Raw genomic sequence first — 22,601 nt, 5'->3', positions numbered from 1 at the left:
CCACCCTACTTTAAGACCTTGTAGGCCGCCCCTAAATTGATGGTGGAATCATCTGCCACGCGTGCTTTAAAGGCCGCTAACTGCTGTGACGTCATTTTATGTGTAATGATCACAATATGGGCGAGTCCATCTGCCTCGGTCTGTGTAATTTGACTAAAGCTGGCATCAATTTCCGTCATAATTTGGGTTAATTTCAACATCTGACCAGTAACATCTGGCATAGTAATCGATAAGAAGTATGGATAAACTACTTCACTAACCGCAGCGGGAATATATTGACGTTGATAGTTATTAAAGAAGTTACCATTAGTCTTCAAAACGAGGTTCTTTGTCACTGAAATAATATCGCTTAAAACACTGTTGGCAGTTGGCAAGCCACCTGCTCCACGACCGTAAAATAGCGTGTCACCAACGGCTTCCCCAGTCACCATCACCGCATTGTATTCGTTGTTAATGGTTGCCAAAGGATGATCAACTGGTACCAAAGTCGGTGCCACCTCAACAAACACTCCGTCACCAATCACTTGGGCGATTCCTACCAATTTAATGACATAACCAAACTTGCCCGCTTGCTGAACATCAAAACCATTTAAGCGATCAATCCCCGTGACCGCAAAATCATTGATCGTTAGTTGCGTGCCAAAAGCAAATTGACTTAAGATCACCATCTTGTAGGCAGCATCCTTGCCAGTCACATCATTGGTCGGATCTGCTTCTGCGAAGCCAAGTTTTTGGGCCGCTTTTAACGCTTGATCATACGGCCAGCCCTGCTGGCTCATCTGTGTCAAAATATAATTCGTGGTTCCGTTGACAATTCCTTTGACTTCAGTAATCTTATCAGCTGCAAAACTATTAGTAATCGTCCGTAAAATTGGAATTCCACCTGCCACACTCGCTTCATACATCAAATCACAATGGTGAGCATGAGCAAGTTTGACTAACTCGGGTCCATATGTTGCTAATAGATCCTTATTAGCAGTCACGACATTTTTATGGTTGCGTAAAGCCGCTTCAATGTATTCTTTTGCTGGGTGAATTCCACCAATCAGTTCAACTACAATCTGAATTTCGTCATCGTTAATCACTTCATCTACTGAAGTGGACAAAGCGACTTGGTTAGCAACGTCTTGATGATGTGCTGGGTGTTTAACGAGGACTCGCTTAACATTTAACTGCCGTCCGGTGACATTAACCACCTTATCTTCATTATGCTGGATCATTTGCAAAACACCAGAACCGACCGTTCCCAAGCCGAGCATCCCGATTTGAATGGTTTCCATCATGCCACCTCATTTTCTCATTATTTTTTCATTTTTAGCATTGTAACATACGTCCCTCACAGGTTACAATAACCAATAAATAATCACTATTCTTCGAAATGGAGGCTTTTTCATGCAATATCGCAGTACCCGTGGTTCGATTACAGAAGCATTAAATTCCCCGCAAACTGTTATCCAAGGATTGGCTCCTGACGGCGGCCTGTTCGTCCCAGTTGATTTTCCAAAGGTTAATTTGCCACTAAAGAATCTTTCCAGGATGAACTACCAAGAAATTGCTCAACTAGTCTTAAGCTGGTTCTTCGATGATTTGGCCCCTGAACAGCTAACTACGATTGTCAAGGATGCTTACGGTTCACAATGGGAACAAGATGCAATTGCCCCCGTTTCCGCTCAGCATAGCGGTAATTATTACCTGGAATTATTCCATGGACCTACTCTGGCGTTTAAGGATATTGCTCTGCAAGCCCTCCCGCGGTTAATGAAAAGAGCCCTAACAATCGAACAAATTAATAACCAAATTATCATTTTAACTGCTACCTCTGGGGACACTGGAACTGCTTCAATGCGTGGCTTTAGCAATCAGGAAGGTACCCAAGTTATTGTTTTCTACCCGCATGGTGGCGTGAGTCCTGTTCAACTCCACCAAATGTTGGGTCAACGTGGTCAAAATTTAACGGCCATTGCGATTGATGGTAATTTTGATGATGCACAAACGGCCGTTAAAGCTATTTTTAATAATCAATCCTTTAATCAAGAATTACGGCAGAATGGTTTTCAATTTTCTTCTGCTAATTCCATGAATATTGGTCGGCTAGTGCCGCAAATTGTTTACTACCTGAGTGCATACGGGCAGTTAGTTCGTCGTAATGTCATCCAGGCTGGTGAACCACTGAATTTTGCGGTACCTACCGGCAATTTTGGTGATATTCTAGCTGGCTACTACGCAAAAAAACTGGGCTTACCAATTAATCGACTAATTTGTGCTTCTGACGAGAATAATGTTCTTACCGATTTCTTTAACAGTGGCAAGTATGATCGCCAACGACCATTTTACCTAACTAATTCACCAGCCATGGACATTTTGGTTTCCAGTAATTTAGAGCGACTACTGTTTGACTTGTATGATGAAAATGCTACTGAGGTAAAGATATTAATGGATCAGTTAAACCAAAGCGGTAGCTACCAAATCAGTTCATCCGTCCTTGGCAAACTGAGTGCCACCTTTAACGCTGGCTTTGCAACTCAAAAACAAGTCTTACAAGAGATCGACAAAATTTATGCGCAAAATAGTTACGCCATTGATCCACACACTGCTGTTGCCTCATTCGTGGCCCGTCAGTATCAGTCACAACACCGTGATGATACACCAATGGTAATCGTTTCAACGGCCAGTCCATATAAATTTCCCGAAACGGTTTACAAAGCCATTACTGGCAAAGAAATAGCAACCAGCGGGTTGGCCGCAATCAAGCAACTTCAGTCTGTGCTTAAACAACCATTGAATGCTAATGTGCAACAATTATTTGAACAGTCTTCCAAAGCTGAGCAAGTAATTGAACCGTCCGCAATGGCAGCAACCATTAGTGAAATTCTCAAGTTAAAATAATAAAACGGTGTTGATTAGCGATCCTCCAGGATCCTTAGTCAACACCGCTTTTTCATACAAAAAAAGACTGCCAAAGTGACAGTCCTTTTAGTTGGTTAAAACTACTTAAGGGTAACAGTAGCACCGGCATCTTCAAGCTTAGCCTTGATGTCCTTAGCTTCGTCTTCCTTAGCGTCTTCCTTAATAACGGATGGTGCGTTATCAACAAGGTCCTTAGCATCCTTAAGGCCTGAACCAGTAATATCCTTAACAGCCTTAATAACCTTAACCTTAGCAGCACCTGGTTCAGTTAATTCAACAGTGAAGCTGTCCTTAGCAGCACCGTCGCCACCAGCAGCACCTGCAACTGCAACTGGAGCAGCAGCAGAAACGTCAAATTCGTCTTCGATTGCCTTAACAAGGTCGTTAAGGTCAGAGATTGATGCTTCTTTTAATGAAGCAATAATAGCATCCTTATCAAAAGCCATTTTTAAATTCCTCCAATAATTAATTCTTGTTTGATTGATAATCTAAATGTAAATGAAACTGCACAATTATGCGGCTTCGTCGGCCTTGTCGGCAACGGCTTTGACAGCCCGTGCGATCTTCCGCATTGGATCTTGCAATGCAGAGGCAAGCATAGAAAGAAGATCTTCCCGACTTGGCAATTCAGCGAATTCATTAATTTCATCAAGAGTCTTGATGTCTTTTTCAATGAATCCACCCTTAATTTCAAGAGCATCATGGTCTTCTGCAAACTTCTTCATAATCTTTGCAGGAGCAATTGGGTCCTCGTTAGAAAAGGCAACTGCAGTTGGGCCAACAAAAGTGCTCTTCAAGTCTTCATAGTCAGTGCCTTCAACGGCCCGTTCCAAGATCTTGTTCTTAATAACGACCATCTTAACACCGGCATCACGAAGTTGCTTACGCAAATCTGTGACTTCATCAACCGTTAAACCACGGTAATCAACAACGATGGCAGATTCAGCATCGGTCAATAAACCATTGGCAACCTTAACGGCTTCAGCCTTTTTAGCAATAGCTGTTTCACTCATGAAATTACACCTCCTATATTATATTTGGCACGGATTTAAAAAAATCCCTATGACCGGCAGACATAGAGAAGGAACATTTCATTTCTTCCTCGGCAGGTATGATTGAGACGTTTGTCACCTGAGTCTTAGGCAGAGTCATATTTATAACCACTTGGATAGTATACATAATTATCTTTTATTTTGCAAGCAATCATAAAAATTAAAATAATTCCTTGCGTTAATTTTTTCTAATGGTATTCTAATACCAATCAAAATTCCTGGAGGAAAGCGTAATGTTACAGCATCACTTAACACAGCTTAATATGTCCTCTGCCTCAACCTCATCATCTATAAATGTGGTTGAGTGATTTTGGTATTCATTAATTTTAAAAAAGAAATCAATGAGCCGTCTCTTTCAACCACTGATCGGATTATGAATGGTTGAACGGGACGGCTTTTATTGTGTCAAAGAATGGGGGAATTAGTTATGCAGGATCAACAACCAACCGAAGATCTGAAACGGTCGTTAGGTTTTGGCTCGGCAATTTCAATCGTGATTGGAACCATTATCGGTTCCGGAATCTTTTTTAAGCAGGGTTCCGTTCTCGATAGTGCCGGTTCTTCCACAATGGCAATCCTTGCCTGGGTTTTTGGAGGAATTATCACCTTAACCGGTGGGTTGACCGTCGCTGAGATTGGTGCTCAAATGCCTTATACTGGTGGTTTGTATATTTACATTGAAAACATTTACGGAAGAATTCTTGGGTTCCTTGCTGGCTGGATGCAAATCATTGTATATGGACCAGCAATTATCGCCTCAGTTGCTGGTTTTATGAGTATTCTGATGGCAAATTTCTTTGGCCTCGGGAATGAATGGCGAATTCCGTTAGCAATTATTACTGTTGGGTTAATTGGATTAATGAACCTCTTAGAAAACAAGGTTGGTGCTCTTTTCTCAGTCATTACTACGCTCGGTAAGCTCATTCCAATTGCTGCGATCATTATTTTTGGCCTCTTCTGGGGACATCAGAATGCGTTTGGTCAAACCATGCGTGAAATCCATCAAACTTCGGGCGGCTTTGGGGTTGCCGTCTTGGCAACTCTGTTCGGCTATGATGGCTGGATTCTCATCGCTAACCTTGGTGGCGAAATGAAAAATCCCCAGAAGCTATTACCAAAAGCCATTATTTTTGGAATCACTGCCGTCCTGATCATCTACACGCTCATTACCGTCGGTATTCTGCGTTTTCTACCAGTGGGCACAATTCATCGATTAGGAGAAAACACTACCGCTTACCTTGCGACAAAAGCATTTGGCCAAGTGGGCGGCAAACTGCTCTCTGCCGGAATCATTATTTCAATGATGGGCACTTTAAACGGTAAAATGCTTACTTTCCCGCGCATAGTATACGCAATGGCGAAGCGTAAAGATATTCCGTTTTCAAAGTTTCTCGCCTACTTAAGCCCAAAGGGCAAAGCTCCGGTTACCGCTACCATCTTTATCGTGGCCCTGGCCTTCATCATGATGCTGTTCTTTGATCCCGACCATTTATCGGATCTCTGTGTATTTACCGTTTACTGTTTCTATATGCTAGCCTTCTTTGGCGTTTTTATCCTCCGCAAGCGGAATAAGTTTGTGAAACGACCGTTTTCCACGCCGCTCTATCCATTGGTTCCAATTGTTGCGATCGTCGGTGGCTTCTTTGTGCTCATTAGTGAGATGTTCAACGATCCAGCTGGGGTCATCCTCTTTATTGGCATTGTGGTTGTCGGCTTACCAATTCTCTACTTTGTAAAAATGTTTTATCAAAAAGGTTAATTAGCTATTCTTCGCCAATCCTGATTATCAGCTATTAATGACCAAGATTGGTAAATCTTGTTAATAAGCGTAGCTAGAATTAGCTTGCATTAACATTAATACAAAAAGCAAAAAAGAGGAATCTGAAATTAAATTCAGATTCCTCTTTTAATATGCCTTACTTAATTAGAAAGAAGTTAAATCAAGCGTAACACTTGGTCCAAATGTTGAAGCAATTGAAACATGTTGAATGTAAGTCCCACGTACAGAAGCTGGACGAGACTTAACAATAATATCTTCGATCGTCTTCAAGTTTTCTACTAACTTATCAGTATCGAATGAAGCCTTACCAAAAGGTACCGCCACATTACCATCACGGTCAGTCCGGTAAGTAACCTTACCAGCTTTAGACTCTTCAACAGCCTTAGCAACATCCATCGTAACCGTACCAGTCTTTGGGTTTGGCATTAAGCCCTTTGGGCCTAAGACCCGACCTAAACGACCAACTTGTGGCATCATGTCCGGAGTTGCAATTGCAACGTCAAAGTCTAACCAACCGTCTTGAATCTTTTCTACTAAGTCTTGGTCACCAACAAAGTCAGCACCGGCATTCTTAGCAGCTTCAGCGTTATCACCCTTAGCAAACACAATTACTGTTTGGTCCTTACCAGTACCGTTTGGTAATACAACGGCACCACGTAATTGTTGATCAGCTTGCTTAGTGTCAACGTTTAATTTAAATGCAACTTCAACTGTGGAGTCAAAGTTTGCAAAGTCAATATCCTTTACTAATTGAACCGCATCGTTAACAGCATATTCTTTTTTGCTATCAACTTTCTTGAGCGCTTCAAGGTATTTCTTACCATGTTTTTTAGCCATCTTGTGTTTTCCTCCTTGCAAATGTGGTCTAACGGGTTGACCTCCCACGTGGGAACCCTTATTTTGATAAGAGTTCCGGTGCTACGCCTAGCCTAGTCTTCAACAGTGAAGCCCATGCTCCGTGCAGTACCTTCGATCATGCGCATTGCTGCTTCAACGTCAGCAGCGTTTAGATCTTGCATCTTAGTTTCGGCAATTTCCTTAACTTGATCCTTGGTTACCTTAGCAACCTTCTTTGTGTTAGGTTCGCCGGAACCATGTTCAACACCAGCGGCTTTCTTAAGCAATACGGCAGCAGGTGGGGTCTTCGTAATAAAGTCGAATGAACGATCTTCATAAACAGTAATTACAACTGGAATCAGCATACCCTTTTGGTCAGCTGTCCGTGCGTTGAATTCCTTAGTGAAGCCCATAATGTTGATCCCTGCTTGTCCAAGTGCAGGACCTACTGGTGGAGCTGGCGTTGCTGCACCGGCAGGAATTTGCAACTTAACAATGTTAGCTACTTTTTTTGCCACGAGACAAAACCTCCTTAGTCCGTGTTGTGGTAATGATGAGGTAGTAAGTTTTTACCTCTCCCACAGTATGCATATTACATACCAGAATAAACTACCATAAAAATCAATTAATTTCAAGTAGTAGGCTTAATTATCCATTGTGTCGATTTGATCAAAGCCAACTTCAGCACTCGTTTGTCGCCCAAACATTTCAATATCAACGTTGACCTTCATCTTGTCATGATCAACAGCCGTTACCTTGCCAGTCAAATCAGCGAATGGTCCGGCAATAATCTTAATGTTGTCACCAACATTCACATTAATATCAGTCCGTGCCACATCGGCCCCCATCCGTTTCATAATGCGGTCAACTTCTTCCGGAAGTAATGGAGTTGGCTTGGATCCACCACCATGTGATCCTAAAAATCCGGTTACCCCTGGCGTATTTCTGGCAATGTACCAAGCTTGATCCGTCATAACCATTTCAACTAAGACGTAGCCAGGAAATGTCTTTTCTTCCGTCTCTTTGGCTTGTCCATCTTTCACTGTTCGCACTGTTTCTTCAGGAACAACAACGCGGAAAATGTAATCTTCCATCCCCATTGATTGGGCACGTGACTCTAAATTACTCTTCACCCGGTTTTCATATCCAGAGTAAGTATGCAATACGTACCAGCGTTTTTCATGTGATTCCATGATAATTCTCCTTTAGTTATTTGTGTCAAAATAAAAAAACCTCGTGTACCACGAAGTTTTGCTTCTTTAAAATTATATCAAAAAATAACGGCGTTGACTAGCCACCTCTACTTGACAAAGGCTAACATTCCAGCTTGAATGATCCAATCTGCTAATGCAAAGAAGATGACAAAGAAAATCGTTAAAGAAATCACAACACCTGTATCACGGCGGTTTTCCTTCCAGGTTGGCCAAACCACCTTATGCATTTCTTGAACAACACCCTTTAAAAATCTAAATAAATGCATTGTCTTCCTCCACTACCTAGTTTCACGATGAATAGTATATTCACCACAATGTTTACAAAATTTTTTTAGTTCTAACCGATGATCACGGGTTGAGTTGACCGTAACAGTATAATTACGCATACCGCATTTGGTACACTCTAAACCAACTTTCTTTTGCGCCATTATAGTCACCTCCATCTATCTAAGGCTATCATTTTCGTCAAATAAAAACAACTCCAATCAAAAATTTCGATCGGAGTTGTCCCAAACAAGCGTAGTGAACTAACTAAGAAGCCGTTGTTTTAGTTTTTTGCGAGCGCGCTCAAAAGCAGCTCGAATTGCTAGTGGTGAGCAACGTAATTGTTGAGCAATGCTTTCTAAGCGTTCACCAGAATTAATTCCTAAAAAGGCATCCTTTTCTAAACGTGAACACTCTTTTAAGAATTGCTGGTAGATTGAACGGAAATGGCTCACCTCGTCGGGTTGTAAGTTAATGTCAACCAATCTTTGATCGATTTGTACATCCGTAATAGACTCGATTTGATGAGCTGGAACCCGCTTTTTAGCAACCTGTTGGCGATATAAATCACGAATTTTATTTGTAAGCGCCTGCCTTAAATACCAACAAAAGCGTGCCTCATTACATGAATACGAGCATGCTGTTCGGTACAATACCACCGCTGCCTCCTGTTTCCAATCATCAAGAGGTACTTCATCCAGCCTAAATTGATACCATAGTTTACAAATCAATGGTAAATACTGGTTATATAAAACTGCAAAACTCGCTGAGTCTTTTCCAGCGACCTGCTTAATCAGTTCACTTTCTGGGGTTGTTTGAATCAGCTTTGGACTCATTAGATGCAACCTCTTGTTCCACTAACCCCTAACGGACCCACTTGAAAATTAGCTAGCTAATCATCTCACCGTCACAGCGTATTGAACGGGGGTTTAGAACTAACTCTCACCTTAGTTCTACGATGGCTTTTCTCCAACGCTTGATTCCGCTGCCGCAGGATTTGACCATCACTCGTTAGTTGTCTAAAATAATTTACCAGATTCTGTCAAAAGAGACAATCCTTAATTTTTGTCTCTGATCTCTGGATAAGAAAAAATAACCTCTAGAACTAGTCATTCCTGAGGTTATTTTTTTTAAATTATTTTAGAGGATGACGAGAACTGAACCCTTGATAAATCAATAGACTAGCAGCAACACTGGCATTCAAGCTTTGAACTTGTCCCACCATTGGAATAGTGAGCATTTCATCACAAGTCTTTTTTAATAGTTGAGAAATACCTTTTCCTTCGTTACCAATCACGACTGCAACTGCGCCATGAGCATCCCAACGACGGTAATCTGTCCCTTTCATATCAGTGCCAAATAGCCAGACCCCACGCTCTTTTAATTCTTTTGCGGTTTGGACCAAGTTAGTAACCCGTGCGACTGGCACTCTTTCAATCGCCCCGGCTGATGTTTTAGCCACCACTGAAGTGAGACCGACTGCCCGCCGCTTTGGAATAATAATGCCGTGGACTCCCGCAGCATCCGCAGTTCGGATAATCGAGCCCAGGTTATGGGGATCCGCTAATTCATCAAGCAGCAAAAAGAATGGTTCTTCATTGTGACGAGCAGCATTATCAAACAATTCATCAACAGTTGAATAACGATATGCTGCAACTGCTAGCGCCACTCCCTGGTGATTTTGATGATTAACCATTTGATCCAATTTTGTCTTTGGCACGTTAGAAATCACTAAATGTCGATCCTTAGCTAGTTTAATAATTTGAGCAATGGCGTCTGTTCGTAGTCCTTTTTGAATAAAAACTTTGTTAATTTCCTGATCGGACTTTAAAGCTGCCACTGCTGGGTGCCGACCAATCACAAATTCCGGTGTCTCATCGCTCATATTCAACCCTCCCGAGGTCAACTTGTTTAATACACCACCGACATAGTTCCGCTAATCGATCTGCTTGTCCAGACAATTGCAAGTATCCCATCAGAGCTTCAAACCCCGTCGAAATACGGTAAGTTAATACCGATGTATTTTTTGCGTGGGTGTAACTATTAGCATTTCGACCGCGCTTAAAGAATTCCCATTCATCATCGGTAAGCAGAGCTTGTTCTTCCATTAATTTAATTAGCCCAGCCTGCGCCTTTGCTGAAACATACGAAGTCGCTTTTTTTTGCAGGCGATTCGGCTTCGTCATCCCTAAGTCAAGAAGGTGTTCCCGAACTGCAACTTCATAAACGGCATCGCCCAGGTAAGCCAGCGCAATCCCGTTCAATTGTCGATAATCAATTTTTGCCATGCTATTCCTTTCTATAACGTGTCCCTTGCGGTGTATCTTCAATGATGATTCCTTGAGCTTTTAGACTATCACGAATTTGGTCACTAAGCGCAAAATTCTTCTGGCGACGTGCTTCATCCCGCTGAACAATCAGTTGCTTAATTGCCTCATCATCAATTTGACCAGTTGCGGTTAATTTCACTCCAAAAATCAGCAATAATGTTTTTAATAATTGTTGAATGGCTTCAATAGCACCCTTTAAAACGACTTCATTTTCGGTATAACGATTAGCAAACTTCACCAATTCGTAAACTACGGCAATCCCATTTTGCACATTGATATCATCATCCATTGCCTTCACAAAGTCTTGCCGGAAAGCTTGTAATCTTTGGGTAACCACTTGATCATCACCATCATTAGCGTCATTCTTCCGGTAGTCTAAATTATTATATGCAGTTTGGATGTGTGCTAAATTATTTTGTGCATCGGTTAGGTTAGCTTCACTATACTGAATTGGCCGACGGTACTGAGTGGTAGCCATGAAGAAGCGAAGCACCTGTGGATCAACGTGCTGAATAATATCATGTACAGTAATGAAGTTATGCAATGATTTACTCATTTTTTCGTTTTCCTTGCCAATTGTCACAAACCCATTATGCATCCAATAGTTAACAAACTTTTTACCAGTAGCGGCTTCTGACTGTGCGATTTCATTTTCGTGGTGCGGAAACTCCAGGTCCTGACCACCCGCGTGAATATCAATCGTATCATCCAAATACTTGGTCGACATCACTGAACATTCAATGTGCCACCCGGGGCGACCGGCTCCCCATGGTGAATCCCAACTAATTTCTTGTGGCTTGGCCGCTTTCCACAAAGCAAAATCCATTGGATCTTCTTTTTTGTTTACTTCGTCAGCACTAACATGTTCGCTTGCCCCAACCTCTAGGTCATCAATTGATTGTCCAGACAGCTGTCCATAATTTTTGAATTTACGGGCACGATAATAAACGTCACCATTAACTGCATAGGCATATCCACGATCAACTAATCGTTGAATAAACTTGATAATTTCTGGAATATTATCGGTTGCCCGTGGATGCCGAGTGGCTGGTTCAATGTTCACTGCCGTAGTATCTTCCATAAAGGCTTGAATATACTTATTCGCTAATTCGGGTACAGTAATCCCTTGGTCACGAGCTGCCTTAATCATTTTATCGTCGACGTCAGTAAAATTAGAAACATAGTTCACATGGTAACCAATAAATTCCAGATACCGCCGAACCGTATCAAACGCAATCGCGCTTCGTGCATTACCAATATGAATGTAGTTATACACCGTGGGCCCACAGACATACATGTTAACCACACCCGGATGAACTGGATGAAATTCTTCTTTTTTTCTGGTTAAAGTATTGTATATTTTTAACATCTCTAAATCTCCTTTACGGGCCACTTTGAATAGTTTAATAGTAACACACTCACTGCTCGACCACACTTTCCGCGGTTGATTTTTCAAAAGCAAATAATATTTACTGTTTGGTCACATTTTCTTCACAATCTATTGTTAGTATAAAAACCGTAGTAGAAAAACAACTACTACAAATTAACCGAAACCGATTATTTTTCAATTACTCCTCCCAATAGTAACCGAAAAATACTCCTTTACGAAATCTTCCCCAAAGATATTCGTAATACTATAGTCGTGGTCCTCCCAAGCCACGGCTTTTTCTTATTAAAAACTAAAAATCAGGTGAACAATGTTGAATCAGTCATCATTCACCTGATTTTTTTATCGGTTATTTTTCGTTTTGCGGTTGATCTTGCTCGTTACTAATTCCTTTGGCAGAATGGAGTGGTCGAGCAAAAATCATTCGCCCTGCATCAGTTTGCAAAGCACTTGTGACTTCGACTTCAATATTTTCATTCATGTAGAAGCGACCATCTTCAACCACAACCATTGTTCCATCATCTAAATAAGCAACCCCTTGCTGCCGCTCGGTTCCTTTTTTAACCACAGTGACGTGCAGCTGCTCGCCTGGAATAAACCGTGGGCGTAGTGACTTTGCTAAATTATTAATATTAAGAACCTGAACATTTTGAAATTGGATGACCTTATTCAAGTTCCAGTCATTGGTTACAATCACACCATCAACTTTTTTAGCCAGCGCAATTAACTTGCTATCAACCTCTGGAATATCTTCAAAGTCCCCATCATACATTTCAATTGGGACGATTTTCTCTTTCCGTAACTTATTCAAAATATCCAGGCCACGTCGACCACGGACCCGTTTGATACTTTCACCTGAATCGGCGATGTACTGCAGTTCATATAGAACAAAGTTCGGTACTAACAGCGTTCCTTCAAGGAAACCAGTCTTAACCAAATCATAAATCCGCCCATCAATCAGGATATTAGTATCCAAAATTTTATAATGGTGATAGTTAGCGTCTTGCTGCTTAATCACATCGCCACTTTTACCAGCACCGTCTTTCGTTCCACGTTTCAGCGTCAAAAAAGTCCGCCAATCGTCCAGTCGTGTTGTCCCCATTCGAAAACCAAAGTAACTAAAGATCAGCATTAATAAAATCGGGACAATGTTATTAATTACCGGAATATGAGTTCGCCACAGTGGAATCGAAATTAAAATTGCTAAAACTAAACCAATGATGGTTAATAATGCACCAAAAAATAAATAAAGCGGACTCTTCTTCGTTAAGTAATCTTCAGTTCGTTGAACTAATCGTAGTACCCAGCCAATCGAAATCAGTGAGATCAACCAGAAAACAATCCCACCAATGAACAGATCAGCAATAATCATTAAGACAGAGTTATACTCGACTCCGATCGCTGGCCATAATGGCGGAAGATAGTAGTACCCAATGGCGGCTCCTAAGATTGTAAATATTAATCGAACAATTCCCTTTCTCATTATGCATCCTCCTTTCGATTATGCCAAAGCTAATTGCAACGTTTCACTAATGGTCGTTACCCCAACCACTTCAATATTTTTTGGCGGGTCCCAGTTTTGCAGGTTGTTTTTGGGAATGAAAATTCGGCGGAAACCTAATTTGGCAGCTTCAGCAACCCGTTGTTCAATCCGGTTAACCCGGCGAATCTCCCCAGTCAATCCAACTTCACCCACAAAGGCATCGGTCGGGCGAGTCCCTTTATCACGATATGAAGAAGCAATCGCCACCGCAATCGCTAAGTCAATTGCTGGTTCATCTAATTTTACCCCACCAGCAGCCTTTAAATAGGCATCCTGATTCTGGAGAAGTAAATTGGCTCGCTTTTCTAAAACCGCCATAATTAATGAAACTCGATTTCGACTCAAGCCGGTGGCAGTCCGCTGCGCATTACCAAACACTGATGGCGTAATCAGTGCTTGAATTTCAACTAAAATCGGTCGGGTTCCCTCTAAGGAAACAACCACAGCCGACCCAGTGGCATCCTTTAGTCGTTCCTCTAAGAAAATTTCTGAAGGATTAGCAACTTCTTTGAGGCCACTACTGTTCATCTCAAAAATCCCTAACTCATTAGTCGAACCAAACCGGTTTTTGACTGACCGCAAGATCCGATAAGTGTGGTGAAGGTCGCCCTCAAAATATAAAACAGTATCAACCATATGTTCCAAAATCTTTGGACCAGCTAATACTCCACCTTTAGTTACGTGTCCCACCACAAAGACAGTGATATTTTTGCCCTTTGCAATCTGCATCAGTTGCGCAGTTACTGCACGAATCTGAGAAACACTCCCAATCGCAGAAGTAACGTCAGTGGCTTGCATCGTTTGCACTGAATCAATCACCACGTATTCTGGATCCATTTCGTCAATTGTTGCTCGAATGCTGTCCATATTTGTTTCTGGGTAAATGAAAAAATCATTACCAGAAACGTTCAACCGCTGTGCCCGCATCTTAATCTGGTTAGCACTCTCTTCACCAGAAACGTAGAGCACCGAGTGACCTTCATGACTTAATTGACCCGAAACTTGTAATAGTAATGTTGATTTGCCAATTCCCGGATCTCCACCAATCAAAACTAATGATCCTGGTACAATTCCACCGCCCAGAACCCGATTCAACTCATTTAACTTGGTTTTAACCCGCGGCGTCTTTTGTGTGTCAATTTCGTTAATTCGTTGTGGTTTAGCCACAATCCCGGTTAACGTTGTTGTGGTGGTCTTAGGCTGCCTAATTGTGGATTGGTCCACCTCTTCAACTAACGTGTTCCATTGACCACAATTCGGGCAACGTCCCAGGAAGCGCGGTGAAATATAACCACAATTTTGGCATACATAGTGTGTTTTGGCTTTTGCCATCTTTTATCCCTCTTATTCCTTGGTTGACCCAAAACCACCTTCCCGCATGGCTTGCGGTTGTTCTTCCGTGTCTGCCATTAAGTAAGGAACGAAAATCCCCTGAGCGATTCGTTCACCTTTTTTAATGTGGTAATCAGTCAACCCATAATTAATTAACTGTACAAAAATTTCGCCTTCATTGGCAGGATTATCGTAATAATCGGCATCAATTATCCCAACTCCATTCGGTAAAATGAGTCGCCGTTTCAATGGTCCGCTAGAACGATTAAACAACATTAATACTTCATCTGGCTGCATATAGGCCTTAATCCCCGTTGGCACCAAATATGGCTTCAAGCTCTGATCACCCTTGCTAATATCATCTGCCGTTAATTGGTCCTGATGATGAATTTTCCATAAAGTTTTAATAAAATTGCCCTTCCAAATCGAAGGCAACACAAAGTTTTCCGCCGCTTCAAAGTCATAGCCAGCTGCCTGTTTGGTTTGACGCTGTGGTAAGTGCAATCCTTGATCTAGCTTTGTGGAAACGACTTTAAATCCCCGTTTCATAATTTCACCCCGTTTATCTGATTACTTATCAATTGTAACATGAAGTTTGCTTGACTTTTATTATTAAAACAGTGACAATTTATTGTGCAAAAAAGATCGTTAGAAAGGAGGTGTTTTCGGTATGCATTTCGTTGTTACAAATGGTAAAATCAGCGCATTCTCTGATGATGACAGTTGGGCTGGCGAAGTCAGTTTCTCAGCCGTCACCGCTGGCAGTAATCATGTAGTAGTTGAACGAGTTTTTGTCGTACCGGCATTTCGTGGTCATGGTTTAGCCACTCGACTGATGGATCATTTTGTTCAGCAGGCTCGTGACCATCAATGGACTGTTAAAATCATGTGTCCATATGCCAAACACTACTTTAAATTGCATCCGAAAGCACAATCCGTATTATTATCATAAGATCGAATGTAAAAGGAGATTATTTAAATGGATCAAAACGAATTAAAAGCACAAGTCGGTAAAGAGGCCGTTAAGTATATCAAAGATGGCATGATTGTTGGCCTTGGCACTGGTTCTACGGTTCGCTACATGGTGGATGCCCTTGGCGACCGGGTCAAAAATGAAGGACTCAATATTATTGGGGTCACCACTTCCAACCGTACAACGAAGCAGGCCGAATCCTTAGGGATCACGATTAAAGATATTGATGAGGTTGACCACATTGATCTTTGTATTGACGGTGCCGATGAAGTTGACGATGACTTTAACGGAATTAAAGGCGGTGGTGGCGCCCTCCTCTGGGAAAAGATCGTTAATAACGCTTCAACTAAGAAGATTTGGATTGTTGACCAATCAAAACTGGTACCACGAATCGGTGATTTTGGTGTGCCAGTCGAAGTCATCCCATTTGGTGCTCAACACGTCTTTAACGCTTTTGAAAAGAAAGGCTACAAACCAGTTTGGCGAATGGCGGACGATCAAAAATACCGCACTGATGAAAATAACTTCATCATTGATATCCACCTTGGACAAATTAAAGATCCTCATGCCTTAGCTGAAGATCTGATCCACACCGTTGGCGTAGTAGAACACGGCCTATTCTTGAACCGAGTTGACGATGTTATCGTTGGTCGCGATAACGGTCCTGAAGTTTTACATGCTAATAGATAATTTCATCTAGCCTACTGGTAGTTACCAGTGGGCTTTTTACACCAAAGGAGTTTTTGCGATGGAAGAAAATACACAAAAAATGCTCGCCGGCGAACCTTATCGTCCCGACACACCAGAACTAAATACTTTGCATGAAATCGCTCATCGACTTTGTCAGGATTATAATCAACTCCGCGATACTAACACCGCAGCACGAAAACAAATTGTTGATCAGCTCATTCCTCACCACGGTAAGGGCATCTATCTTCAAGGACCCATGCAGTTTGATTATGGTCGCTTTACTAACATCGGTGATGATTTTTACGCAAATTTTAACCTCACTGTCTTAGATACCTGCCCCATTACCATTGGTAACAATGTGATGTTGGGACCAAATGTTAGTCTGATTACCGCTACCCACCCTTTGCGGTGGCAACAACGAAATCCTCGGCAGCAAGCGGATGGGACGTTTACGGACTTAGAACTGGGCAAGCCCATCAACATCGGTAATAATTGTTGGCTCGGGAGTAATGTCACCGTCTGTCCGGGGGTCACAATTGGTGCTGGTTGTGTCGTTGGTGCTGGTGCTGTGGTGACTCATGATATGCCAGAAAATTCACTTGTCCTTGGGGTTCCAGCCAGAGCCGTTCGCCAAATCACCAAAAATGATCATCTTGATTCCTACCCGTATTAATTAAATACGGTATAATGGTAACCAATATCTTTTAAAGGAGTGATTTTTTGTGAGTTTTACCATTACTAACAATGATCTTCAAGATTTTGCCCAAGATTATCACAACCGGCCAAACGCCCAAGTTTTAGAAAATGCGGTGACCACTAATGGAGTGCGCGCTGCCAGTTTCAATTGGCATTCCATTGCTGATGATGCCCCGGTTTTTTCCATTGATTTGGCGACCGGTGACGTGGCCGATCAAAAACAGTCTGGTCGATGCTGGATGTTTGCAGCGTTAAATACGATGCGTCATGAAATGCAACAAAAATTCAACCTTCCAGATAATTTTGAATTGTCACAATCTTACGCTTTCTTCTGGGATAAATTTGAAAAAGCCAACTGGTTCTACGAAAATATCATTAACACTGCCAACTTACCACTGGGCGATCGAAAAGTAGCTTGGCTGCTAGAAACACCCCAACAAGATGGTGGTCAATGGGACATGTTATGCGCCCTGATTGAAAAGTACGGAGTTGTTCCGAAGTCCGCCATGCCAGAATCATATAATTCCAGCCGTTCAAATGAAATCAACGCTGTCTTGAACAACCAACTTCGTCACGATGCGGTGGTTTTACGAAAGCTTGTCCAAGATCAAACAGTAAATGATGAAATCAATGCAATTCGGAAACAAATGCTCAACAACGTTTATCGGATGCTCGCATATGCTTTTGGGGAACCCGTCACGAAATTTGACTTTGAATACCGTACCAAAAAGGACAAAGAATACCATCACGATGCTGATTTAACCCCACAAGACTTCTTTAAGAAGTATGTCGGATGGAACCTTGACGATTATATTTCAATCATTCAAGCACCCACTGCTGATAAAGCATATCGTAAGACCTACACGATTGAAATGCTTGGCAATGTCGTTGGCGGACGCCAAGTTAAGCACTTAAACCTGTCAATGGACGACTTTAAACAACTAGCAATTAACCAACTCAAAGGCGGCGAAAGCGTTTGGTTTGGCTCTGATGTGGTTAAGTATTCTAATACTAAACACGGATTGATGGCACTGAATACTTACAATTACGAACAGCTTTTTGATACGGAGTTAACTATGACTAAAGCGGAAGCCCTTGACTATGGTGAAAGCATGATGGATCATGCGATGGTGCTCACGGGTGTGGACCTCGTGAATGATCAACCTACTAAGTGGAAGGTTGAAAATTCATGGGGGCTTAAGGTTGGTACAAAGGGCTACTTTGTTATGAGCGACGCCTGGATGGATCAATACTGTTACCAAATCGTGATTAATAAAAAATACCTTAGCGACGAGCTTAAGAAAGCCGCTGCTCAAAAACCAATTGTGCTAAAGCCATGGGACCCAATGGGTACTTTAGCCTAAGCAGGACATAACTAAAGGCGACCAGCAAAAAGCTGGTCGCCTTTTTCATCTGGAACTTAATTACTGCACTTGCTTTGCAATTGCGGCATTCACGCCATTCTTTTCATGTTCAACCAGAGCAGCTCGACTGGTAATCACACCAGTATCCATCTTGATCTCTCTCGTTAATCCTGGTGTCGACAGTTTCGGTTCGAAGAATTCTTTGAATTCTGCTAACCGTGTTGCCGTATGGAATACCCCAGCCGTAACCGTGATGAAGGTGGCAAACTCCATATCGCCACCAACCGTGGCTTCAAGCCAGGACCAGTCATTCCGAATCCAATCCCAAGCTAATTGTTGCCCCGCACTATTTGCTAGCACGCCACGATACCAAGCTCGTAAGTCTTGTGGTTTAATGAAGCCCGCATCCTCGAAGTTAGCAACTAAACGTTTCAGGAGTTCAGGCTCGGTAAACTTGGTTGTAGCAAAGCACAAGTCTTGCTTTAAGCTTGGATCCGTTGCAGTCTGGTAACCATTACAAAAGCGGTCAAAAAGTTCCGCTGTCCCATAATTCTCAGCTTCATTTCTTAGGATTGCCGGACGGACAGCTGCCGGTAATTCAGCAAAGTTTTGAACTGAAGTAAATAATTCATGTGCCTTTTGAATAGCTGTTTGGTTCTTACCATAAAGTGCCGCCCCTAAAACAATCGGTCGGGTTAATTGATCGTCATTACTTTCACCAGCAATTGGCTGCCAGCCTAGACGTTCAACCTGCTGTTGACTAAGCTGGTTAAAGAACTTTCGTAAATTGTCTTCCATTACTGTCCCCGGTTCAACAAATTTCTTGAGGGCGTTGGCAATCTGATAAAGCACCGTATTCACAATGGATGAATGACTATTGTTGAAGCGATGAAGAAGTGGTACCAATGAAGCGAATGTTACTTGGCGGCCTTCAGCTAATAGTCGGAGGTCTTGCAATAATTGCAGTTGCGTAATGTTATCCAAATCATCCACGTGCTCAAGCAAATCGTTCAATAATGTTTCATCATACTTCACGATGAAATGAGAATTGTTGCCGACATTTAAACGGAACGGTTTACCATTCGTTGCCCGTAATTGTTGGTAGTCACCGAGATCCAAGTCAGCCTCACCCATAATTTCCGGAGCAGCATCATAATTAGCGTTCAACGGAATCTTCCATAGCCGACCTTGATCCTGCCCAGCACCAATGAAGAACTGTTGTTGGTGCAGTTTCAAATGGCCATCCACAATTGAAGCACTCACGACTGGGTAACCCGGTTGGTTCAACCAAGAATGCATGATTTCACCGATTTTCATTCCAGAAGCCTGACCTAAGGCATCCCAGAGGTCATCACCCTTAGCATTACCATACTGATGATCAATGAAGTATTGCTTCAAGCCCCTTCTTAAGGCCTCATCGCCAAGCAGTGAGCGAACCATGACCAACATTCGCGAACCCTTGGCGTAAACAATTGCCCCATCAAAAATCGAATCAATTTCCGCCGGGCTTTCTACATCAACGTGCACTGATTGTACACCATCCGTGGCATCCCGTTGCAAAGCCATTGGAACTTCCGATGTTTGGAACATTTCCCAAATCTTCCATTCTGGGTGAATGGCATCGACCGACAGGTATTCCATCATGTTAGCAAAACTCTCGTTTAACCAGAGATCATCCCACCAGTTCATCGTAACCAAATCACCAAACCATTGGTGAGCCAGTTCGTGGGTGATAACCGTCGCCACTAATTCTTTATTATCTAGCGTAGTGTTATCAGGGTCGAGCAATAAGTAGGCTTCACGATAAGTAACTAACCCCCAGTTTTCCATGGCTCCAGCCGAAAAGTCCGGTAAAGCTAATTGCCATGAATGGTCCAACGGGTATGGTGTTTGATAGAACTCCTCATAAAATTCGATCGCACGTTTAGCAATGTCGAGAGCAAAATCTAGTTCTTTAGGTTGGTGCGCTTTAGTGGCAAATACGCCGACTTGAACCCCACTCTTGGTGGTCGTTAACTTCTTTTGCATATCACCGAAAGCAAACGCCACTAAATAGGTCGACATTTTAACTGTCCGTTTGAAGTAGTGAATTCCTGCTTCACACTTGTCTTCGGGCATATTGGCAATAATGGTTTCGCCTGGTTGTTCATCATATTTAATGGATAAATCAAAAGTTGCCTTGGCTGCTGGCTCGTCGACACATGGGAAGGCTTGCCGAGCTGCAGTCGTTTCAAACTGGGTACCAATTAATTCTTTCTGCTCCCCGTCAACTTGGTAGTATGACGGGTAGATCCCCATCATCGTGTCCGTTAATGTCGCATGGTAGGTAATCTTAAAGGTAACTTTACCCGTGGTCGGCAAGTCAATTATCACCGTTTCAGCGTCATTATTAACTTCAAAGGATAGTGGTTGACCATCTAATTCAACTTGGTCCACGTTTAAGAATTTTTGATTAACTGCAATCTGTTGATGCTTAGCAGTTCCAGTGATTGTAGTTATCCCTTGGATTGCCTTAGCCTGTCGATCAATGTTCAAAAACACTTGATAGTTACTTGGGACAAAATCATCTAATAATCGTTTACTCATTAAAAATCCTCCTCGTTCTCTTGCTCAGGATGCTCGACTGGTGCCAAGAATTTCTTGACCAAATCATAAATCTTCTGGCTCCAGAAGTCGCGTTCATGATTGGCCCCCTTGACCCGGTATGCTTCAACTTTTGTGCCATGATTATTTAATGCTTGGTACATATCTTCCATTTGGTGGTATGGCACCACTTGGTCAGCATCGCCATGCATTAATAAGAAAGGTGGATAACTAGCCCCATCTTTGATCTGGTACAGCGGGCTCATTTGCCGCTTGAGCTGATCCCACTTCGTTGGATCACTGCCAAATAGCGACAATTGTAAAATATCAGCACCGGGCATTTGATTGGTACTGTTGAACGTATCCAGAACATCCGTTGGTGCAAAGCAACTGACCACCGCGTTGACTGCATCAGATTGATCCGCGTATTCAGTAGTTTTGTAGCGTGGATCATCTGATGTGAGGCCCACAAGCAACGCCGCGTTCGCTCCTGATGAGGTTCCCCAAATGGCAACCCGCTGTGGATCAATAGAATACTTATGAGCGTTCGTCCGTAGATACCGAATAGCGGTTTTAACATCCTCCAAAAAGGCTGGGAAGGGATGCCCATCCAATGAATTCCGATGTTGCACCGTTGCAACCACGTAGCCTGCCTTTACGAACTGAACTAATTGTGGGATTTCTTCACCCATTGTTGGTAAACGCCAAGAACTGCCTTGAACAAAAACAATCAGTGGTCGTGGCTTACTTGTTAGGTAGTCATAGCGTTGTGACCACGGTGCTAACACGTCCATCTTAACTGCTTCACCATCTACAGCAGAGTACACAACATTTTCAATGAGCCGTACCTGACCCTTCATCGTGGGGTTGTTTTCAATCTCATGAATTGGCATTTTCGTTCTCCTTTAAAATTTTCTTATTTAATAGGTGTAACTGGTCATCAAATTGGTAAACAATCGGCTGACCATTGGGAACTTCCACCTGATCAATTTGATCATCGGGGATCTGCTCAATGTACTTGACTAACGCCCGAAGCGAGCTTCCGTGGGCAACGATCAATTGATTTTTCTGGTCTAATAGTCGGGGAGCAATCCGATCCTGCCAGTATGGCAAAATCCGTTCTAAAGTCATTTGGAGACTCTCGCTTAGTGGCTCCTGTACCCCCAATCGGTCATACCGACGTTCGTGTTGACGTTTAGTAAGACGGGGTGGAACTTCAGTATAGCCGCGTCGCCATCGGTGCAATTGTTCAGCGCCCACTTGGCGTTTCACCACAGCCTTATTTTGGCCACTTAACGCCCCATAATGACGTTCATTCAGGCGCCACGTTTTGTGGATCGGTAAATAAAGCTGGTCAATTTCGTCTAAGATGATATTGGCAGTCATAATTGAGCGTCGCATATATGACGTGTACACATCATTAAATCGGTAACCAGCTTTGCACAATTCACGGCCAACTTGGTGTCCCTGAGCAAGTCCCTTCGTTGTTAAAGGTGAGTCACTCCATCCCGTAAACACGTTATCGAGATTTGCTTGACTCTGCCCATGCCGAACCATTACTAAAGTTGCCATTACTTTCTCCCCTTTCATCATGGTTTTATTTTACCACCTTTGAATTTACGGAATAAATAAAGCCGCTAGTTTTTAAC

At 42.5% G+C, this 22,601-nt stretch carries 24 protein-coding genes and 1 other annotated feature; of the genes, 6 read left to right on the top strand and 18 right to left on the bottom strand.

Annotated features, from left to right (window positions below):
* Positions 1-5 precede the first annotated feature (5 nt).
* Entirely contained in the window at positions 6-1,280 is a 1,275-nt protein-coding gene (locus tag Q0C76_RS07190) for a homoserine dehydrogenase (RefSeq protein ID WP_295731456.1), read from the bottom strand.
* A 112-nt stretch (positions 1,281-1,392) separates the two neighbouring features.
* Here Q0C76_RS07190 and thrC point away from each other — a divergent pair, with 112 nt between their 5' ends.
* Positions 1,393-2,886, top strand: a complete 1,494-nt coding sequence (thrC, locus tag Q0C76_RS07185) for a threonine synthase (RefSeq protein ID WP_295731454.1) — start codon at positions 1,393-1,395, stop codon at positions 2,884-2,886.
* A 101-nt stretch (positions 2,887-2,987) separates the two neighbouring features.
* Here the strand turns inward: thrC and rplL are convergent, their stop codons facing one another.
* Positions 2,988-3,353, bottom strand: a complete 366-nt coding sequence (rplL, locus tag Q0C76_RS07180; protein ID WP_295731452.1) for a 50S ribosomal protein L7/L12 — start codon at positions 3,351-3,353, stop codon at positions 2,988-2,990.
* Between the two features lie 66 nt (positions 3,354-3,419).
* On the bottom strand, positions 3,420-3,920 hold the full coding sequence (gene rplJ, locus Q0C76_RS07175; RefSeq protein WP_295731450.1) for a 50S ribosomal protein L10: 501 nt from the start codon (positions 3,918-3,920) through the stop codon (positions 3,420-3,422).
* Between the two features lie 29 nt (positions 3,921-3,949).
* Positions 3,950-4,068: a sequence feature (ribosomal protein L10 leader region), on the bottom strand.
* Between the two features lie 318 nt (positions 4,069-4,386).
* On the opposite strand from rplJ, the gene Q0C76_RS07170 reads away from it, so the two are divergent.
* On the top strand, positions 4,387-5,718 hold the full coding sequence (locus Q0C76_RS07170) for an APC family permease (protein WP_295731448.1): 1,332 nt from the start codon (positions 4,387-4,389) through the stop codon (positions 5,716-5,718).
* 165 nt (positions 5,719-5,883) lie between these two features.
* Here Q0C76_RS07170 and rplA read toward each other — a convergent pair whose 3' ends face one another.
* The 12 genes from rplA to Q0C76_RS07110 form a co-directional block, all read right to left on the bottom strand.
* The gene (rplA, locus tag Q0C76_RS07165) at positions 5,884-6,576 is read right to left on the bottom strand and encodes a 50S ribosomal protein L1 (RefSeq protein WP_295731446.1); all 693 of its coding nucleotides are present in this window, start codon (positions 6,574-6,576) and stop codon (positions 5,884-5,886) included.
* 92 nt (positions 6,577-6,668) lie between these two features.
* Positions 6,669-7,094, bottom strand: coding sequence for a 50S ribosomal protein L11 (gene rplK, locus Q0C76_RS07160; protein ID WP_295731444.1), 426 nt, complete (start codon positions 7,092-7,094; stop codon positions 6,669-6,671).
* A gap of 126 nt (positions 7,095-7,220) precedes the next feature.
* Positions 7,221-7,769 carry a transcription termination/antitermination protein NusG gene (gene nusG / locus Q0C76_RS07155; protein ID WP_295731443.1) on the bottom strand — a complete coding sequence of 183 codons (549 nt, stop codon included), beginning with the start codon at positions 7,767-7,769 and terminating at the stop codon, positions 7,221-7,223.
* A 107-nt stretch (positions 7,770-7,876) separates the two neighbouring features.
* Positions 7,877-8,056 carry a preprotein translocase subunit SecE gene (secE, locus tag Q0C76_RS07150; protein WP_295731441.1) on the bottom strand — a complete coding sequence of 60 codons (180 nt, stop codon included), beginning with the start codon at positions 8,054-8,056 and terminating at the stop codon, positions 7,877-7,879.
* Positions 8,057-8,068: 12 nt separating this feature from the next.
* Positions 8,069-8,218, bottom strand: a complete 150-nt coding sequence (rpmG, locus tag Q0C76_RS07145; RefSeq protein WP_295731439.1) for a 50S ribosomal protein L33 — start codon at positions 8,216-8,218, stop codon at positions 8,069-8,071.
* Positions 8,219-8,317: 99 nt separating this feature from the next.
* Entirely contained in the window at positions 8,318-8,890 is a 573-nt protein-coding gene (locus Q0C76_RS07140) for an RNA polymerase sigma factor (RefSeq protein ID WP_295731437.1), read from the bottom strand.
* 299 nt (positions 8,891-9,189) lie between these two features.
* The gene (gene rlmB / locus Q0C76_RS07135; protein WP_295731435.1) at positions 9,190-9,939 is read right to left on the bottom strand and encodes a 23S rRNA (guanosine(2251)-2'-O)-methyltransferase RlmB; all 750 of its coding nucleotides are present in this window, start codon (positions 9,937-9,939) and stop codon (positions 9,190-9,192) included.
* Complete coding sequence (locus Q0C76_RS07130) at positions 9,929-10,342, bottom strand: Mini-ribonuclease 3 (protein WP_295731433.1); 414 nt, start codon at positions 10,340-10,342, stop codon at positions 9,929-9,931. The genes rlmB and Q0C76_RS07130 overlap by 11 nt, the downstream gene beginning before the upstream one ends.
* A gap of 1 nt (position 10,343) precedes the next feature.
* Positions 10,344-11,753, bottom strand: a complete 1,410-nt coding sequence (gene cysS, locus Q0C76_RS07125) for a cysteine--tRNA ligase (protein ID WP_295731431.1) — start codon at positions 11,751-11,753, stop codon at positions 10,344-10,346.
* Positions 11,754-12,120: 367 nt separating this feature from the next.
* Complete coding sequence (locus Q0C76_RS07120; protein WP_295731429.1) at positions 12,121-13,254, bottom strand: PIN/TRAM domain-containing protein; 1,134 nt, start codon at positions 13,252-13,254, stop codon at positions 12,121-12,123.
* Between the two features lie 18 nt (positions 13,255-13,272).
* A complete protein-coding gene (radA, locus tag Q0C76_RS07115) occupies positions 13,273-14,646 on the bottom strand; it encodes a DNA repair protein RadA (protein WP_295731427.1) in 1,374 nt (457 codons plus the stop codon).
* 12 nt (positions 14,647-14,658) lie between these two features.
* The gene (locus Q0C76_RS07110) at positions 14,659-15,195 is read right to left on the bottom strand and encodes a dUTP diphosphatase (protein ID WP_295731425.1); all 537 of its coding nucleotides are present in this window, start codon (positions 15,193-15,195) and stop codon (positions 14,659-14,661) included.
* 121 nt (positions 15,196-15,316) lie between these two features.
* On the opposite strand from Q0C76_RS07110, the gene Q0C76_RS07105 reads away from it, so the two are divergent.
* Genes Q0C76_RS07105 through Q0C76_RS07090 form a run of 4 tightly spaced genes read left to right on the top strand, consistent with a single transcriptional unit; the run spans position 15,317 to position 18,369 of the window.
* The gene (locus Q0C76_RS07105; protein ID WP_295731423.1) at positions 15,317-15,598 is read left to right on the top strand and encodes a GNAT family N-acetyltransferase; all 282 of its coding nucleotides are present in this window, start codon (positions 15,317-15,319) and stop codon (positions 15,596-15,598) included.
* 27 nt (positions 15,599-15,625) lie between these two features.
* Positions 15,626-16,309: a ribose-5-phosphate isomerase RpiA gene (gene rpiA / locus Q0C76_RS07100; protein ID WP_295731422.1), complete on the top strand. Its 684-nt coding sequence runs from the start codon at positions 15,626-15,628 to the stop codon at positions 16,307-16,309.
* A gap of 58 nt (positions 16,310-16,367) precedes the next feature.
* On the top strand, positions 16,368-16,982 hold the full coding sequence (locus tag Q0C76_RS07095; protein ID WP_295731420.1) for a sugar O-acetyltransferase: 615 nt from the start codon (positions 16,368-16,370) through the stop codon (positions 16,980-16,982).
* A gap of 49 nt (positions 16,983-17,031) precedes the next feature.
* Positions 17,032-18,369 carry an aminopeptidase C gene (locus Q0C76_RS07090; protein ID WP_295731418.1) on the top strand — a complete coding sequence of 446 codons (1,338 nt, stop codon included), beginning with the start codon at positions 17,032-17,034 and terminating at the stop codon, positions 18,367-18,369.
* A 60-nt stretch (positions 18,370-18,429) separates the two neighbouring features.
* On the opposite strand, the gene Q0C76_RS07085 is transcribed toward Q0C76_RS07090, so the two are convergent.
* Genes Q0C76_RS07085 through Q0C76_RS07075 form a run of 3 tightly spaced genes read right to left on the bottom strand, consistent with a single transcriptional unit; the run spans position 18,430 to position 22,524 of the window.
* The gene (locus tag Q0C76_RS07085; protein WP_295731416.1) at positions 18,430-20,955 is read right to left on the bottom strand and encodes a M1 family metallopeptidase; all 2,526 of its coding nucleotides are present in this window, start codon (positions 20,953-20,955) and stop codon (positions 18,430-18,432) included.
* Positions 20,955-21,845: an alpha/beta hydrolase gene (locus Q0C76_RS07080; protein WP_295731414.1), complete on the bottom strand. Its 891-nt coding sequence runs from the start codon at positions 21,843-21,845 to the stop codon at positions 20,955-20,957. Before Q0C76_RS07080 ends, Q0C76_RS07085 begins: the two co-directional genes overlap by 1 nt.
* The gene (locus Q0C76_RS07075) at positions 21,832-22,524 is read right to left on the bottom strand and encodes a 2,3-diphosphoglycerate-dependent phosphoglycerate mutase (RefSeq protein WP_295731412.1); all 693 of its coding nucleotides are present in this window, start codon (positions 22,522-22,524) and stop codon (positions 21,832-21,834) included. Before Q0C76_RS07075 ends, Q0C76_RS07080 begins: the two co-directional genes overlap by 14 nt.
* Positions 22,525-22,601: the final 77 nt, after the last annotated feature.

Source organism: uncultured Limosilactobacillus sp. (assembly GCF_934202705.1).
In the GTDB taxonomy this organism is placed as follows: Bacteria; Bacillota; Bacilli; order Lactobacillales; family Lactobacillaceae; genus Limosilactobacillus.
This window is presented reverse-complemented; position numbering and strand designations above follow the sequence as displayed.

What these genes read in the sequence shown, in the direction of transcription:
- Q0C76_RS07170 (WP_295731448.1), top strand. Translation starts at nt 4,387, where the DNA reads ATGCAGGATCAACAACCAACCGAAGATCTGAAACGGTCGTTAGGTTTT.
- rpmG (WP_295731439.1), bottom strand. Translation starts at nt 8,218, where the DNA reads ATGGCGCAAAAGAAAGTTGGTTTAGAGTGTACCAAATGCGGTATGCGT.
- Q0C76_RS07075 (WP_295731412.1), bottom strand. Translation starts at nt 22,524, where the DNA reads ATGGCAACTTTAGTAATGGTTCGGCATGGGCAGAGTCAAGCAAATCTC.
- Q0C76_RS07095 (WP_295731420.1), top strand. Translation starts at nt 16,368, where the DNA reads ATGGAAGAAAATACACAAAAAATGCTCGCCGGCGAACCTTATCGTCCC.
- Q0C76_RS07110 (WP_295731425.1), bottom strand. Translation starts at nt 15,195, where the DNA reads ATGAAACGGGGATTTAAAGTCGTTTCCACAAAGCTAGATCAAGGATTG.
- Q0C76_RS07130 (WP_295731433.1), bottom strand. Translation starts at nt 10,342, where the DNA reads ATGGCAAAAATTGATTATCGACAATTGAACGGGATTGCGCTGGCTTAC.
- rplA (WP_295731446.1), bottom strand. Translation starts at nt 6,576, where the DNA reads ATGGCTAAAAAACATGGTAAGAAATACCTTGAAGCGCTCAAGAAAGTT.
- Q0C76_RS07120 (WP_295731429.1), bottom strand. Translation starts at nt 13,254, where the DNA reads ATGAGAAAGGGAATTGTTCGATTAATATTTACAATCTTAGGAGCCGCC.
- Q0C76_RS07140 (WP_295731437.1), bottom strand. Translation starts at nt 8,890, where the DNA reads ATGAGTCCAAAGCTGATTCAAACAACCCCAGAAAGTGAACTGATTAAG.
- Q0C76_RS07190 (WP_295731456.1), bottom strand. Translation starts at nt 1,280, where the DNA reads ATGGAAACCATTCAAATCGGGATGCTCGGCTTGGGAACGGTCGGTTCT.
- nusG (WP_295731443.1), bottom strand. Translation starts at nt 7,769, where the DNA reads ATGGAATCACATGAAAAACGCTGGTACGTATTGCATACTTACTCTGGA.
- rplL (WP_295731452.1), bottom strand. Translation starts at nt 3,353, where the DNA reads ATGGCTTTTGATAAGGATGCTATTATTGCTTCATTAAAAGAAGCATCA.
- Q0C76_RS07080 (WP_295731414.1), bottom strand. Translation starts at nt 21,845, where the DNA reads ATGCCAATTCATGAGATTGAAAACAACCCCACGATGAAGGGTCAGGTA.
- rlmB (WP_295731435.1), bottom strand. Translation starts at nt 9,939, where the DNA reads ATGAGCGATGAGACACCGGAATTTGTGATTGGTCGGCACCCAGCAGTG.
- cysS (WP_295731431.1), bottom strand. Translation starts at nt 11,753, where the DNA reads ATGTTAAAAATATACAATACTTTAACCAGAAAAAAAGAAGAATTTCAT.
- radA (WP_295731427.1), bottom strand. Translation starts at nt 14,646, where the DNA reads ATGGCAAAAGCCAAAACACACTATGTATGCCAAAATTGTGGTTATATT.
- Q0C76_RS07105 (WP_295731423.1), top strand. Translation starts at nt 15,317, where the DNA reads ATGCATTTCGTTGTTACAAATGGTAAAATCAGCGCATTCTCTGATGAT.
- secE (WP_295731441.1), bottom strand. Translation starts at nt 8,056, where the DNA reads ATGCATTTATTTAGATTTTTAAAGGGTGTTGTTCAAGAAATGCATAAG.
- Q0C76_RS07085 (WP_295731416.1), bottom strand. Translation starts at nt 20,955, where the DNA reads ATGAGTAAACGATTATTAGATGATTTTGTCCCAAGTAACTATCAAGTG.
- thrC (WP_295731454.1), top strand. Translation starts at nt 1,393, where the DNA reads ATGCAATATCGCAGTACCCGTGGTTCGATTACAGAAGCATTAAATTCC.
- rplJ (WP_295731450.1), bottom strand. Translation starts at nt 3,920, where the DNA reads ATGAGTGAAACAGCTATTGCTAAAAAGGCTGAAGCCGTTAAGGTTGCC.
- rpiA (WP_295731422.1), top strand. Translation starts at nt 15,626, where the DNA reads ATGGATCAAAACGAATTAAAAGCACAAGTCGGTAAAGAGGCCGTTAAG.